17 protein-coding genes are annotated in these 14,130 nt (G+C 66.5%); 3 read left to right on the top strand and 14 right to left on the bottom strand.

Features of this window, described 5'->3' with window-relative positions; all coding sequences use genetic code 11:
- Positions 1-4: 4 nt before the first annotated feature.
- The gene (locus ACFWMR_RS01365; protein ID WP_378376008.1) at positions 5-853 is read left to right on the top strand and encodes an endonuclease/exonuclease/phosphatase family protein; all 849 of its coding nucleotides are present in this window, start codon (positions 5-7) and stop codon (positions 851-853) included.
- A gap of 23 nt (positions 854-876) precedes the next feature.
- Here the strand turns inward: ACFWMR_RS01365 and ACFWMR_RS01360 are convergent, their stop codons facing one another.
- Both ACFWMR_RS01360 and ACFWMR_RS01355 read right to left on the bottom strand, forming a co-directional pair.
- Complete coding sequence (locus ACFWMR_RS01360) at positions 877-1,476, bottom strand: NUDIX hydrolase (protein WP_378376006.1); 600 nt, start codon at positions 1,474-1,476, stop codon at positions 877-879.
- A 156-nt stretch (positions 1,477-1,632) separates the two neighbouring features.
- Positions 1,633-2,430, bottom strand: a complete 798-nt coding sequence (locus tag ACFWMR_RS01355; protein ID WP_378376088.1) for an endonuclease/exonuclease/phosphatase family protein — start codon at positions 2,428-2,430, stop codon at positions 1,633-1,635.
- 149 nt (positions 2,431-2,579) lie between these two features.
- Between ACFWMR_RS01355 and ACFWMR_RS01350 the strand changes: the two genes are divergently transcribed.
- Positions 2,580-3,545 carry a hypothetical protein gene (locus ACFWMR_RS01350; protein WP_378376004.1) on the top strand — a complete coding sequence of 322 codons (966 nt, stop codon included), beginning with the start codon at positions 2,580-2,582 and terminating at the stop codon, positions 3,543-3,545.
- 93 nt (positions 3,546-3,638) lie between these two features.
- On the opposite strand, the gene ACFWMR_RS01345 is transcribed toward ACFWMR_RS01350, so the two are convergent.
- From ACFWMR_RS01345 to ACFWMR_RS01290, 12 genes are all read right to left on the bottom strand, one after another.
- Positions 3,639-3,986, bottom strand: coding sequence for a hypothetical protein (locus ACFWMR_RS01345; RefSeq protein ID WP_378376002.1), 348 nt, complete (start codon positions 3,984-3,986; stop codon positions 3,639-3,641).
- A 601-nt stretch (positions 3,987-4,587) separates the two neighbouring features.
- The gene (locus tag ACFWMR_RS01340; RefSeq protein ID WP_378376000.1) at positions 4,588-4,938 is read right to left on the bottom strand and encodes a helix-turn-helix transcriptional regulator; all 351 of its coding nucleotides are present in this window, start codon (positions 4,936-4,938) and stop codon (positions 4,588-4,590) included.
- Positions 4,939-4,969: 31 nt separating this feature from the next.
- Positions 4,970-5,959 carry an aminoglycoside phosphotransferase family protein gene (locus ACFWMR_RS01335; RefSeq protein WP_378375998.1) on the bottom strand — a complete coding sequence of 330 codons (990 nt, stop codon included), beginning with the start codon at positions 5,957-5,959 and terminating at the stop codon, positions 4,970-4,972.
- Positions 5,956-6,783 carry an inositol monophosphatase family protein gene (locus ACFWMR_RS01330; protein WP_378375996.1) on the bottom strand — a complete coding sequence of 276 codons (828 nt, stop codon included), beginning with the start codon at positions 6,781-6,783 and terminating at the stop codon, positions 5,956-5,958. The genes ACFWMR_RS01335 and ACFWMR_RS01330 overlap by 4 nt, the downstream gene beginning before the upstream one ends.
- Positions 6,784-6,865: 82 nt before the next feature.
- Positions 6,866-7,207 carry a hypothetical protein gene (locus ACFWMR_RS01325; RefSeq protein ID WP_378375995.1) on the bottom strand — a complete coding sequence of 114 codons (342 nt, stop codon included), beginning with the start codon at positions 7,205-7,207 and terminating at the stop codon, positions 6,866-6,868.
- Positions 7,208-7,268: 61 nt separating this feature from the next.
- A complete protein-coding gene (locus ACFWMR_RS01320; RefSeq protein WP_378375993.1) occupies positions 7,269-7,703 on the bottom strand; it encodes an NUDIX domain-containing protein in 435 nt (144 codons plus the stop codon).
- Positions 7,704-7,790: 87 nt separating this feature from the next.
- A complete protein-coding gene (locus ACFWMR_RS01315; protein ID WP_378375991.1) occupies positions 7,791-8,498 on the bottom strand; it encodes a 7-carboxy-7-deazaguanine synthase QueE in 708 nt (235 codons plus the stop codon).
- Positions 8,499-8,509: 11 nt separating this feature from the next.
- Positions 8,510-9,073: a 6-pyruvoyl trahydropterin synthase family protein gene (locus tag ACFWMR_RS01310; protein WP_378375989.1), complete on the bottom strand. Its 564-nt coding sequence runs from the start codon at positions 9,071-9,073 to the stop codon at positions 8,510-8,512.
- Positions 9,074-9,367: 294 nt separating this feature from the next.
- Positions 9,368-9,769: an RNA polymerase-binding protein RbpA gene (locus tag ACFWMR_RS01305; RefSeq protein WP_378375987.1), complete on the bottom strand. Its 402-nt coding sequence runs from the start codon at positions 9,767-9,769 to the stop codon at positions 9,368-9,370.
- Positions 9,770-10,024 (bottom strand): helix-turn-helix domain-containing protein, encoded by a 255-nt coding sequence (locus ACFWMR_RS01300; RefSeq protein ID WP_378376086.1) that lies wholly within the window; start codon positions 10,022-10,024, stop codon positions 9,770-9,772.
- Positions 10,025-10,051: 27 nt separating this feature from the next.
- Positions 10,052-10,306: a hypothetical protein gene (locus tag ACFWMR_RS01295; RefSeq protein WP_378375986.1), complete on the bottom strand. Its 255-nt coding sequence runs from the start codon at positions 10,304-10,306 to the stop codon at positions 10,052-10,054.
- Positions 10,303-12,480 (bottom strand): hypothetical protein, encoded by a 2,178-nt coding sequence (locus ACFWMR_RS01290; protein ID WP_378375984.1) that lies wholly within the window; start codon positions 12,478-12,480, stop codon positions 10,303-10,305. Before ACFWMR_RS01290 ends, ACFWMR_RS01295 begins: the two co-directional genes overlap by 4 nt.
- A gap of 362 nt (positions 12,481-12,842) precedes the next feature.
- Here ACFWMR_RS01290 and ACFWMR_RS01285 point away from each other — a divergent pair, with 362 nt between their 5' ends.
- A complete protein-coding gene (locus ACFWMR_RS01285) occupies positions 12,843-14,120 on the top strand; it encodes a helix-turn-helix domain-containing protein (protein ID WP_378375982.1) in 1,278 nt (425 codons plus the stop codon).
- Positions 14,121-14,130: the final 10 nt, after the last annotated feature.

The raw sequence follows: 14,130 nt of genomic DNA, 5'->3' as shown, positions 1-14,130 counted from the left end.
CACCGTGACCGACGACGCTTGGCAGGGCATGCTGTTCGGCGCCACCTCAGCCGAGGGCGAGACCATCGAGGATGGCCCAGTCGATGAGCTGCGCGTGTGTGCGCTCAACGTCAATAGCCCCAACCCCAGCCGCGCACAACGCATCGTCAACTGGCTGCTGGCAACCAAGAGCAACACTCTGGTGCTGACCGAGATGCAGCCCTCCGAAGGAGGCCGCCACATGTTGGCCGCCCTCCAGGCGGAGGGATTCACCACCACGTGCCCGCCAGGCTGGAAAGACGTCCGGTACTTCACCGCCGTCGCCACCCGAGGCGTCGAGGCTGTTCCTGTGCAGCCGGCCGGGTTCGATCCCCGTATCGCCGCTGTTGACCTCACCAGCGACGCCACGGCCGTGCGCCTCGTGGGCCTCTACGGCCCGACCAACGGCATGACCCCGGAAAGCAGCCACCGCCGCCGGGAGTTCCAACGTCGGTTCCTCGACTATCTCGCCGAGATCAACAACTCAACGCTGTGCGTGGCGGGCGACCTCAACGTCGTCGAGCCCAATCACCGCCCGCACCTTCCGGCCTTCGAAGACCACGACTACGCCTTCTACACCGGCCTTCTCGCGCTTGGTCTCCGTGATGCCTACCGCGAGCTCAACCCTGCCGGCGGCGACCACAGCTGGCTCAATCCGCGCTTCGGCAACCAACGCCTCGACCACAGCCTGGTCAGCGCTGGCGCAGGGAACATCCGAGCTTGCGCGTACGACCACACCACCCGAAGTGATGACCTGAGCGATCATGCCGCCCTGCTCACCACCATCGGGCTGTGTGCCGACCGTGCGGCGATGAACGGCCAAGGCGCCGGGTAAGCAACGACCGCTCGAGGTGGGTGCTAGCCAACCAGCGCAGGAGTGCCCAGGCGAGCCAAGAGCTTGTCACGGAAGCGCTTCATGTGCGGATCGAACCGATCATGTGCCCACTCCGCGGGGTCGTCCAGCGCGAACCAGCGGACCCCGTTCGCTTCTCGGGGGTCCGCCACGATCTGCATGTCCTGATCGGCGGCCAGCACGAACCAGAACGACACATCCGTGTGGCTGTGCTCGCCGCGCGTCTTCGTGACCGTCAGGAACAGTGGCTCATCTCCGAATCGCGAGTGAAACTCACCGTCGATACGCAACTCCTCGGCGGCTTCCCGCAGCACCGTCGTACGCGGGTCCTCGCCGTCGTCAACGTGACCGCCGGGGAACAGCCACAAGCCCGCCTTCACATGATCGACCAGCAAGACCGAACGTCGCGCGTCGTCAAACAGGGCGAAATAGACGCATAGGTGCTTGTCGGGCGTGGCTGGTCGAGCGATTCGGAACAAGGGCGCGCCCGACCGGATCCACTCCAACGTGGCTGCCCTGTCCTGGACCTCGTGGTCGTCGAGGGGGGTCACACCTGCTACCAGGTCGTGCACCACGTCCCGCGGATCCTGACCTGCCACCGTCATCTTCGAAGTCCTCCGCCACGTTCGCGCTCAGTTCGAGCCGCTGCTCCCCAGCAGCGACGTTTGCCGACGCCCGAGGGCGCGTGGCGGGACCCTAGCAGCGCTCCGGCAGCAACTCGCGGAGCACACGCCGCCACTCGTCTCGTCGACACGGAGGGCCTACGCAACCGCCCTGGTCAGGTCGAGTGCCAAGGTCATGGCAGAGTGGTCGGTCAGTCCGTCCGTTCGCACCGAATGGTCGTATCGGCAGGCAAGCACCGCAGTACGGTGCGCCCGGCTTACGAAGGTGTGGTCGAACCGATACCCGTTTCGTTCACCGTTGGCGGATGGCCGACCAAACCATGAGTAGTCCATAGCGGTCGGTTCTTTGATGCGAAAAGCATCGTCGAATCCCGCTCGGCCAAATGCACGGTAAAAGTCGTATTCCCATTCACCAAATACGGCATAGCGTGGATCGTGGGCCGGTTCCACAACGTTGAGATCGCCGCTAATCACGACGGGACCGGGCACGTCAAGCACCGCCTCGACGGTTGGCAGCACGGTCATGACACGTTCTTGAAAGGCGCGTTTGTCCTGGTTGCGGCGAGCCGCCGGACCTCTCGAGGGCACGTAGAGGCCGAGAACACCGATCTCGCCGGCCGGTAGAGCGGCCCGTGCGGCGACACAGCGATGCCCCATTGAGCCAGCTCCAACATCGACACCCGTCAGCTCGACGCCTCGGCCTGCTACGAGCACTCGATATCGATCATTCTCAGACGGCTTCGGAAGCGCTACTCCGAAGCCGTCGTCCGCAAGCAGCTTAGCCAGTTCGTCGCCTGACTCCCCTGCCGATACCTCAGTCAAAACAAGGACATCAGCACCACTATCAACCAACCACGCGGCTTGCCGACGAGCCCTCGAAACACTGGCTCGCTGAACGTTGCACGTGAGCACCAGGGTCTCGCGAGTTCGGCTCATAGTGGACTCGACTTTAACGCGGACGTCGTGCGTGTAGAGCGCTGCACCGTTGATCCAGACCTCACCCGTCACCGTGACACGTGCGAGGTACGTCCACCAGCGGAGACGCCAGATCGTACGATTTGCTTTCACCATCGCTGAGGAGCTCGATGTCCAGTACAAGCCGGTCCTACCTGGCCTTCGTGCCGCAGCACACGGCAAACAGCCACGGCGTGCTGGCGGTGGTCGAGCGCGGCGATGGTCCCGAGGCTGAGACCCTCGTGGCCCTCTCCGATGCCCCATCGGCCACCATGCTGGCGTCGGCGCTCAACGGCGTCCTGCTGCACCAGGTCACCGCCGAGCGGCGTCTGGAAGCGGTGTTGGACGGTGCACCCGATCCGGTGCGGAAGGCGGTCTCCGCACTGCTGCCTGTGCTGGCCACAGCCACCGCCGATGACCCGGCGGCCCTGCGAGTGGCCCGGCAGCTCCCGCCTGTCGGAGACGGTGGCTTTCTACAGTTCCCGACGACCAACTGCCCTGGCCGGTGCGAGTTCTGTGGGACGTGTCGTGACGACTGCGTCGACTGCCCGGAGTGCGCCGACGGCGGGTGCGAGGTCTGCCTCCCGGTGACGCTGACGCCGCGCACGGCCGCGGTGCTCGGCCATGCACTGGCCATCCTCGCCGACGAGGCGTACGACTACATCTACCGGACCGGAATGTGCCGCGACGGAACGCCCGGCCCGCTGGGCGCGGTGGTCCCCTGCGTTGCCGACCAGGACGAATGGTTCCTTCGCCGCTACGCCCGTGCCTTCGACGACCTCAGCTCGGATCTCCAGATCGGCCGGTTCCCCACACCGACCTGTACCGCCGAGGAGATCGCGCTCGACCTGGCGATCCAAGATGCCGAGCGGCTCTACCACGACGAGGACGAACTGGTCGCGGACTTGGAGACCGAGCTACCGGCCTCGCGATCTGACTACAACTGGGACACCCTGCAGGACGTTCTGTTCCAGGACAAGGACTACGAAGGGCTGCTCAGCTACCGCGTCCCGCTTGAACGAGACGAGGCCGAGCGGTGGTTCGAGGAGTTCGGCAATACTCCGCCGCGCGACCGTCATCGTGGCTTCCGCCGATAGCTGTAGCCCCGTTCGCCGTCCGGCACGCCTTCTGGCGAATGACCTTGTCTTGAGATCGCTGGACGCCCCCGGTGACGACGGCCGGCTGCGGACTCACAGCCGTCGCAAACCATCCAAAACTCGCTGGAGGAATCCGAGATCCGGCTCGACGCTCTGCCGAATCGCCCGCGTCGCCGCGGCTCTCTCGTTGACGAAATCGTCGTCACTGTTCTCGGCTGGTGGCTCGTCGCCGAGCCTCCCGACACGCGGCAGGTACGCGGTGACCGCGTCGCGTAAGTCGTCCCTCGGCGGGAACAAGAATTCTGGTGGCATGGTTGGGTTGTCATCGCCAGGAACGACCCGATGCAGCCCGACATACTCATCCGGCGGGTCGCGGATGAGCGCTTCTCCAGTGTCGGCGTAGCGGCGAACACGCGCGCCATGCGTGACATCGGCGGCCACGCGGTCATCGCCGACGCCTCACCCATCTAAGCGGGTGAAGACCTGTGTCGTAGTTGGGAGCAATCATGGCTGCGGCAACGCTCTCCGGGCGTCGTCGCCCTTATTGTCCGTCGTGTCAGATCAACTGTGCTGTCAACGCAGTGAATCGTTCATGCGTGAGAGCTTCCAGAGCGCTGATGCGGCGGACATGAGGCGCCGATGTGGCGGCGAGCGCAGTGACCTGCGGGTTATTCCAGCTGTAGGTGGCATACGCGCGGGTTTGGCGGCGACGGTGGACATGTCTAAGTCCCGATGAACGAGACGACCTGGCCCGATGCAAACGGTCAGGTCCTGTGTCGTGCACGTAACGCTTGCCAGTCAACGGGTCTGATGTAGTCCGGATGATCGGCGGGGATGATCAGCGTCGCTTCGGGATCGTCGCTGAGCCGTTTTTCGTTCGCCCATCGGACTTGTGCGGACGAAAGGGTCGGTGGTCGAAAGTAGACTTGCCGGTCGGCGCGCCATGCTCGTGCTTGCGCAACTGCCAGGAACACCAGCACCGCAACGAGCAGTGAACCGAATGCGCAACCAGCCGCAATCCACGCGACCGCCATCCCGACGTCTAGTTCCTCGTGGACGTGACCGAGGTGGCGACCTGCGCTGCTGGCTGTGGCATCCACCTGAGCCAGCGGCGTAGGAGTCCAATCAGGCCGGTCACCTCGGCCAGCTTCGCTGGTGCAGCGCCGAGCCCGAGGTCGGTGAGCTGGTAGTAGCGGCGACGTGGCCGACGGGGGTCGGCGGGGTCGACGTCTTCCCAGCGGGAGCACACCAACCCTGCGGTCTGCAATCGAAGGAGGATCGGGTAGGTCGTTCCGGGCAATAGCCCGGTTCGTTCGTAGATCTCCAGGCCGTACAGTTCTTTGTCCGGCTCGGCAAGGAGAGCGCTCAAGACGGCTCGCGTTTTCTTCGTCATCGGGGCACCTCTGGATGGGCTGGAATGGCAGTTATCCGTGGTCGCCTGTAATCAGGCTTCGGGTGCGGTGTAGCTGCTGCTCGAAGGCGGACGCGCTGGTGTCGCGTCGTTTCCAGCGGACGGCCAACCAGCGCAGGGCGGCGGTACGACGCGCGGCGACGAAACGGCGGCGCGCCTGGCCGTCGTTGACCCCGAGCTCGGGAAGGAGAGCGAGCCACAGGTCGTCGTCGATCGCACGCGCGCTGGGATGCTCGATGAGTTCCGCCGCGTCGTAGGCGGCGTCGGAGTGTCCTGCGAATTCCCAGTCCAGGGCGTAGATGGCGCTGATGAAGTCGTGCCAGTGCCAGTTGTCCAGGTTGCCGTCGCCGTGGGAGAGCACACGTGGGGCCGGTTCGGCGAGCACGGCGGCGTCGCCGCGGTCGTGCCAGATCCCGATCATCGCGGCCATGTCGCGGCTGAGTGGTTCGTCGGGGTACTGGCGGAGTTGCTCGGGCCACGTGGTGATGCGCCGGATGAAGTCGCTCGCCGAGTCCAGTCGGCCCAGGCTGGCGAACGGTCCGAGCGGAACCTGGCGGATCTGGTCGAGGGCGGTGACCATCGCGGGGAGGGCGGTGCTCGGCCTGTCCAGTGCGGTCATGGGGCGTCCGGGTACAAACCGCAAGCCGACGGCGGGCAGTTCGGGATGCGGGTCGTGCCACAACGCCGTGGACGTGGCCTTGACGTCGTGGTCAGCGAGGTGCCGCAGGGCTGTCCATTCGCAGCGGGCGCGGTCACGCTTGTCGGTGCGGTAGAGCTTGAGGCACACCGGGCCGCGAGGGCTGCTCCAGCGGTAGACGCGGTTGTTCCGGCCGCCGGTGATCGGGATCAATCCGTACTCCGGCAGGTCCGTGCTCAAAGCCTCGGGTCGCTCTCGGTGCAGGACGCGCAGCTCGGTCAGCAGGTCGTGCGGGATGGTGTCGCGGTCCAACGTCGCGTGCTCCGGTTCGGTGTGCTCGGGCAGTAGCGCTCGCGCCGCGTTCACGGGGTGCCCGCCGGCTGCGGCCAGTAGGTCGTATTGCGGGCGACCTCCATCATCGGCACGAGCGCCTCTGCGAGCGCGGGCGTGGTCGCCAGTGTGCAGCGGGAACGGGTGGAGTGTGGGCTGCCGTCGGCGTCGAGGACGAGGGCGCCGGCTTCCCGCGCGATGATCGCTCCGGAGGCGGTGTCCCAGGCGCGGTTGCCGAACAGGATGCTGGCGTCGAGGGTGCCGTCGGCGACCCACACCAATTCGAGCGCGGTGGTACCCAGGCGACGGACTCCTTGGGCTTGGCCGGTCAGACGCTGGTCGAGGTCGCTGCAGAGCCGGTCGCGGGTGCTGGCATCGGGGCCGCTTCCGTAGTCGCACATTCCGATGAGCGCATTGTCGAGGCGGGCGGTCTTGGAGACGGTGATGGGGTCCCCGTCTCGGTAGGCGCCTTCGCCCGTGACGGCCCAGTACCGGTGTCCGAGGAACGGAACAGCCGTGACGCCGAGCAGCGGTTGGTCGTCGTGGACGAGGCCGAGAGCAATGGCGCACAGCGGGCTGCCGTGGGAGAAGTTGATGGTGCCGTCGATCGGGTCAAGGACCCAGTAGGTGTTCTCGTCGCCGGAGGCTCCGTTTTCCTCGCCCACGAAGCCGACGGCGGGATCCCAGTTGCTCAGCCGGTCCCTGATGAGGTTTTCGACGGCCACGTCGATGTTGGTCACGACATCGCGGTCGCCTTTGGTGGTGATGTGCGTCGGCTGGTGGCTCAGAGCGTGTTGGACGGCGAGATCGATCGCGCGCTGCGCGGCCGTGAGAGCGTGATCAAGATTTGGGGAGGGCATTGAGCGGCGATCCTCGGATTCTGCGTGACACGGTCTTTGGGCCGGAGCGCCAACTGGTCGGTGCGTACGGCGAAGTGGCGGCTTATGCGGTCCATGGCAGCGGGCGACGTGCGATGACGAGCCGGGGCGCGAGGCGGTCGCTGGGGGCAGGCAGGGCGATCAGGCCATCAATGACCTCGGTGAGGGTGCCCTCTCGTTGCCAGGTGACGCCGCCGGAGTAGTCGTTGCGCAGGCCGGCAGCGTCGGTGGTGTAGCGGACACGCAAGGCGTCCGCCCACCCTTCCGGCCAGGTCCGCACGCCATGCACCTCAACGAGTTCGCCGTCAACGACGGTGGGCAGAAACATCCAGCCCGCGCCGCGAAGATCGATGAGCCGCTGCAGCTCGGGGTACTCGGTTAGGGCGGCAGCCTGTTCTGGGGTCATGAGGCACTCACCGCGACAACGCGCGCTGCGAGGTTGGTCAGGAACGCGGGGCCGAGGCTGCTCATGGCGTCCACGCCCGCCACGGGTATTCCGCCGACAGCGTGCCTGCGACCAGCCCGTCCCGTACCGCGTGGGGGCGCAAAGCGGAGAGTTCGTGTTCGTTGGCCCACCGATGCGGTTGCGCCGAGTCGATGAGGCGGTCGGTGTCTGTGAGCGTCACGTCGAACAGGACGACCATCTCGGAGGCGGGCGTTTCGCCGGGCTCGTTGGTGCCGTGTTCGACAACGGCGCAGAAGTCCAGCTCGGCAATGGTCGCGCCGAGCTGGTCGAGCAGGGTTCTGCGGAGCGCCTGCTCGACGGGTTCACCGGCACAGACCACGCCGCCGGGCAGCGCGTCGTGGCCTGGGTACTCGACGAGGAGCAGGCGGTCGTCCTGCCCAACGAGGGCGTAGACCCGGACGCGGGGGCCGACGGCCGGGGTGTCGGGTTCGCTCATCGTGGACCGCCTGTCGTTGGGAGATGTTCTGGAGTGCGAGCGACGCCGGGCGCGAACTTCCGACCGGCGAACTCGTTTGTGGTGATGTCAGCGGCCACGGTCGTTCTCCCACAGCAGTGTGTGGAGCCGGGTCGACAGGTTCCAGCGGCGTGCCAGGACCGGATCGGCCAGCATCCGCATCCGTGCCAGGACGGTGGAGCTGTCCGTGCCCTCCGGCATGACCCAGACCGGGTGAAGGCCGTAGGCGTCGACAAGTGCCTGGATCTCGTCCAAGTCGTCGAGCGCTTGGACCACGAACTTCCAAACGGCCTTCCCACTGTCGGCGAGGTCGCGCAGCACTGCGGGGCGGATGCGTTGATGGCGACGCAGCCCCGAATGCGCGAGCTTCGGCGAGACGTTGAACCGTGTCACCGCCGACGTGATCATGTTCGTGGGCGCGATGGTGCCGGATGTCTCGATCTCGATGTCGGTGGCCAGCGCACGCTCCCGGATCGCCCCCAGCAGCCGGCCCACGACATGCGGCTGTAGCAGCGGCTCGCCGCCCGTGATCACCAGCAAGTCGGCCGGGCCAGCGGCGAGCCAGGACAGGACATCCTCGATCGAGAGGATCCGCTGTTCGGCGTCGAGGTCGTAACGGGTGGAGTCATGGGTTTGCGGGCTATCACACCACGTGCACGACAGGTGACAGCCGAACAGTCGGATGAAGTGCGCGTAGCGACCGGTACTCGATCCTTCGCCCTGAAAGGTCGGACCGAACGTTTCGTTGACAACAAGCTCACGGTCCACATCAGACACAACAGGTAGCTTCACGGTGTGTCCACCGGTCCGTAGGTCGCGGTGTTGAGGTGCGTTTCGCGGACGAACACCCGGCCGACGCAAGCATCGGGAGCACAAGGCAGTGCGGCAAGAACGGCCTGGCTCACGCGTCGTAGCAAGACCGCGACAGCTTCGACGGTGGGCCAGGCCAAATCGGTAGCAAGCAGCTCTGGATCCTCGACCGTCTGACGGTCATCGGCGCCGAAGCGAAAGACCTTGCACTTCGCTTTGTAGAGGTGCACGGCGAGCGGGTCGTGCACGCCGAGCATGGTGCCGTGATCGAGGTAGGTGTCGATCCACTCCCGGACTCCGGCTTTGAGGGCACCGAACTCCACGACGGTGACATCGTTACTGAGGGTCTGGGCGATCACCGACACCGCGACCCGCCAGGAATGTCCATGCAGGCTGGTGCACTTGCCGCCCAGGTGCGGCAGGCGATGCGCGGTTTCGAAGGTGTGCTCGATGGTGATCTGGTGGGCTGCCGGCGCGGGATCCTCCGTCACGAAGGCCGCTGGGCGAGCGGTGGCGTGATCGGTTGTCTCCGGGCCAAGCATCGTGAGCGCCAGATCCTTTCACCTCAAGTGCGTTCCCGCACACGCGTACTCATCGACGAGGACTGGTTGTGGGCTGCGGCGGAAGACCGAGGGGGGAAGGAGGACGCCTTCCGCCGCAGTCCGGTCCAGTCAACGACGGGTGATCATCGTTATCCAGAGCGTGCGTGCGGCGTCGATGAGGCGCGAATGGGGCGTCGACCGTCCTGACCAGCGAAGCTGCACGCCATCAGCGCTGATGCGCGGCACGTGTTCACCCGGTCAGGACCGAAATGTAACCCAGCTGATTGACGACGGTCAGCCGTCGTAGCGGAACGAATACGTCTTGTCCCCAAACTGCACACAGCCCGGCTGGGCGCCTCCTTGTCGGCGGATTGCCGCAAGCGTGTCGGCGAGCAGAACCTCAAGCTCGGCCACGCTGCGTCGCTCGTACAGCATCGTCAGGTGGGTGCGAGGGGGTTTGCCCTTGCTCTTGGCCGCCGCCGAAGCAGTGGCGTCGATTCGAGCGCAGCCCTCGACGCCGTGCTGCCGACAGTTCCAGCGTGCGGGTAGCTCCGCCTCCACTGCGAAGTGCACCGCGAACTCGTGCCCACGCGTGCACGTGAACCAGGCGGTCACTCGTGGGACAGGTCCGGTGTAGCGATCGGGTTCCACCGTCGTGTGGCCCCAGCGGTAGCCACGCAGCGTTCCTCTCGACATCTAACCGGCTCCGATCTGCCGACTTGAGCGCGCGGTCCGTGTGGTTTGGCTGCGCCGACGGTGAGGACCGCCGCCGCGTGCGCGCAGCTGGACTCCGGACTCGGACAGGATCCGGTGTACGAAGCCGTACGAGCGCCCAGTCAGCCTGGCCAAGGTGCGGATGCTGGCACCCTTCTCGTACTTCTTCTTCAGTTCCGCGCCCATACGAGTCCGCGCGGAACCGGTAACCCGCTTCCCCTTCTCGACCTTCGTCACTGGTGGCATGACCGACCGCTTCCCAGGTCAGACATTGCCGTTCGCGGAGGGGCCGAAGACGAGGCGGTCAACGACCTCTCGGGCCGCCGGGAGTTCATATGCCGCGGCGAAGAGCACGGCCGCCGGCCACGATGCCCCGGCGACGATCGTGAGGACCACGCATCGGGCGACATGAGAGCTGAGTTTTCCGGCGGCCCAGGTGCCGCGAGTGCGGCTCCAGACAACCGCGCCAACGCCAACAGCGACGCCGACATACAGGATTGCCAGAATCTGCATGATCATTCGCTCGTATTTCCTTCCGTGTTCTCGTGTTCCGCAATGGTGGTGTCCACATGCGAGCCGTGTGTCGCCGTGTCGCCAAGTTCGTAGCGGAGCTTCAGCACAGCCTCACGATCGGCTGCTGCGCCCGACCCTGCGTCGGCGAAGAGTGCCAGCGCGTTGCCGTAGCAACGATCCGCGTCCGCGTTGTTGCCGAGCTGGGCGTGCGCCCGACCCATGACGGTGTAGGCGTGACCTCGGTAGCGCGACGAACCGCAGGACGCCAAGGTGTCGTCGATTCGGCGGAGGGTGAACAGCGCGGCGTCCGGCTGCCGAGCCGCGACGTGGACCTCGGCGAGGTAGGTGATCACTCGGGCATGGCCGGACTGGTCACCCAAGGCTTCCATCAGATCGGCGGCTTCGCGCAGGTGCCACGTGGCTTGAGGGAAATCGGCGATCTCAGGGTGGGCGTATGCCTGGCCGATTCGCCGATGCCGCAGGGCAATGCTGCGGCGGTCACCCCGTTGCTCGTCGAGGTGCAGGGCGCTGCCGAGATCCTCCAGCGCGGTACGCGGTTGCCCGGCAGCTGTCAACGCGCGCGCTCGGGTGGATAGGGCCGCCGCCTGTACCCAGCTGTCGCCGAATGCGGTTGCTCGCTCAATCGCCGTGGTGCAGACCGTGATCGCCGCGTCGTGGTGGGCGCGGTTGGACTCGCCGAACCCCAGCCGGGTCAGGAACACCGCTTCGAGGATGTGCTTGCAGCGCTGGGCGGAGACGATGCCGAGCTCTTGCGTCTGGACCAGGTCGTCGGCGAAGTAGCTGGGGCGCAACGGGTTCCAGACGGCTTCGGCAAGCTGGAACACCAGCCCGTCCCAGCCCTGCTGTGCGGCGAGGTATTGGGAGGCAAGCACGTTCGCCCGTTCGAGGGTGAACCAGTTCAGAGCAAGTTCGACGTTGGAGAACGGCTCAGTGTCCAGCTGTTCGTACACCGGGCTGAACCGCCGCGACCGAGGGTTGATCGCCATGTCGGCGGCAGCGGTGCGTCGTAGATACCACTCGATCATGCTGCGCAGCGCGGCCCGGCGCACGCTCTTGTCGTCATGTTGCTCGGCCAGTGCCTGGGCGTGCTCGCGCGGCAAGTCGTGCTGGCGGAAGCGGCCGGCGGCCACCGCGGTGACGAGGTGGGCATCTGCCAGCAGGGTCAGTCCATGTTCGACCTCGGCGACGGGCTGGTCGAGTGCTACTGCGAGCGGGTCAGCGGTGAACTCGGCGCCGGGGTGCACGGCCAGGAGCCGGTACAGGCGCGCGGTGTCGACGTCGAGGTCGTCGTAGCTCATGTCGAGGATTCCTCCCACGGATGCCTCGTCCACGTGCAAGGCCAGGGTGGCGCCGTGGTCGGTGTTGAGACGGGTGATCAGGTCGGCCGGGCTGCGGTGCGGGTTCGCGGCCAGGTGCACGCCGGCCACAGCCAAGGCGAATGGGTGGCCGTGGCACCGCGAGGCCAAGGCTCGAAGCTCGCCCAGCTCGCCGGGCGGCGGTTGGCCGAGCAGCGCCGCCAGCATGGTGCCGCCCGCGTCCGGGGTGAAGTAGGTCAGATCCACCGGATGAAACCCGGCGAGGAGAAGCCCGCGCAGCTGGCGACGGCTGGTGGCGAGGATGGTGCTGCTCGGCGAGGCCGGGATCAGAAGGCGGACCTGTTCGGCAGAGAAGATGTTGTCCACCAGGACCAGTAGCGACTTCTCGGCGGTGACACTGCGATAGAGCGCGGTCAGTTCGGCCGGGTCGTCAGGCAGGTCGTCGGGCGGAATGCCGAGGGCTCGAAGCCAGCCTGCCAGCACTTGGTGAGGACGGACGGGCGGTTGATCACGCCACGCGCTCAGATCCGCGTACAACTCGCCGTCCGGGTGGTCAGCGCGCTGATCGAGGAGCCAGCGGACCGCCAGTTCGGTCTTGCCGATGCCTGCCAGCCCGGTCAGCAGCGCCCTGGTCGAGGTCGCTCGAGCGGCGAGTTCATCGAGTGTGGCCAGCTCTCGGGCGCGGTTCGTCCACACCGGATGTGGGGGCGGCAACTGGTGCGGGGTCCGCGTCCGCGCGGCCGGTTGCCCCATGGCGATCGTGTGAGCGATCACGGTGCGCGCTTGCAGAACGGACCCGCTAACTGCCCCGTCGACATCGTTACGGTGCCCTGGCTCGGTCACCGAGGTGCTCCGAGTGCATCGACGGCGAGGCGCGCAGGGACCGCCTGGCGGAATTGGGTTTTGCTGTGGGTCACGGTGGTGCTCATGGTGATCCCGCTTTCACCACGATGTTCTGGTTGCGCGACATTGCCAAGGAGTAAGTCATTTCCGGAGGAACAGTTGCCGAATACTGAACGGGCAGGAATCGTGGCTCCCCAGTTCCGCTGCCGTGTCGGTGTTGTCGAACGCCAGTAGATCGCCCGCTACCGTCGGCCACCAGAGCGCACGTGGGGCGGCGATGAGGCGCTGATGCGGCGTTAACCCTCGTGAGCTGCGCCAACCGGGCCGGGTACCGTGACAGCCGCACACCAGGGGGTGAGGAGATGGCAACCCAACAGTTGAGCCCGTTGGCCGACTGCCGCCACGCCGCTGGCTACACCCAGGAGACCTTCGCCGACAAGCTGGGTGTCGACCGAACCACCGTCGGACGTTGGGAACGCGGTGTGCAATCTCCCCAACCATGGCAACGTCCCGACCTTGCCACAGCACTGGATGTCAGCCTGGATCATCTTGACGACCTGCTCCGGCGAACGAAACGGCACACAAATCCGTCAGCCGTTCTCGAACCATTCCTCACCCCCGGCCCTTCATTCTCCGTGCCTCTCGCTGACCATCAGCGGGGAATGGTCAACGTGTTCTCCGGTGATGACGCTGTGCACGCCGCCATCCCGCGGCTGCGGCGGGCGCTCGACAGCATCGATCTCCCGGACGACGGTCCGACCCGCTCCTTCGCCGAACTCGCAGCCGAGGTCGCAGGAATGATCGAGCACCGCCTGCAGGCGCGCTACGTCGAGATGGCGTGGCGTCTGCCCGGACTGATTTCCGAGCTGGCGCGGGCGCACGCCAATGCCCGGCACGGTGCACGCGACACCGCCATGCTGCTGACCCTCGCCTTCCGAGCAGCCGATGGTGTGGCTTACAAGTTCGGCCACCTCGACCTCTCGGCCCGGATCATCGACCTCATGCGTGTGTCCGCCCTGGCAGCCGAGGATCCGCTGCTTGTGGCCGCCGTCGCCTACGTGCGCACCGAGACCTTCTTCGCCACGGGCGACCTGGCGTCGGCCTCGCGGCTGCTGATGGCCGCGGCGGACGATCTGTCGGCTGACCCCGGCGCGTCGGCGTCCTCCGCCGCGGCCTTCGGCGCCCTGCACATGCGAGCCGCTGTCGTCGCCGGCCGCGCTGGCAAGCCCGACGCCGCGTGGGATCACCTCGGCGAGGCGCATCGAGCCGCCCGGCAGGTGCCTGAAGGTGTCTACTTCGGCACGGCCTTCGGACCGGCGTCGGTACGCATCCACGAACTCGCGGTCGCCGTCGAGCTAGGCGACAGCCCAGCGGCGGTGGAGCGAGCGGCAGCCTGGCACCCACCAAGTCATCTCCCAGCCGAACGGCGCTCGCACTACTACATCGACCTCGCTCGCGCCCAGCTTCGCCTTGGCCACCACCAGGACGCCTATCTCGATCTGGAAGCCGCCCGTCGGGTCGCCCCGCAGCACGTTCGCGAGCACCCCCAGGTTCGGCAGACGCTGTCGGCGCTGCTGCGAACCCACGGGTCACCAGATGACCGCCTGTTGGAGTTGGCTGCTTGGGCTCGCGCGCGTTGACGGCTGCCGG

The sequence above is a fragment of the Amycolatopsis thailandensis genome, from assembly GCF_042723255.1.
Classification (GTDB): Bacteria; Actinomycetota; Actinomycetes; order Mycobacteriales; family Pseudonocardiaceae; genus Amycolatopsis; species Amycolatopsis thailandensis.
The sequence above is the reverse complement of the archived record's forward strand: the minus strand, read 5'-3'. Positions and strand labels throughout refer to the sequence as shown.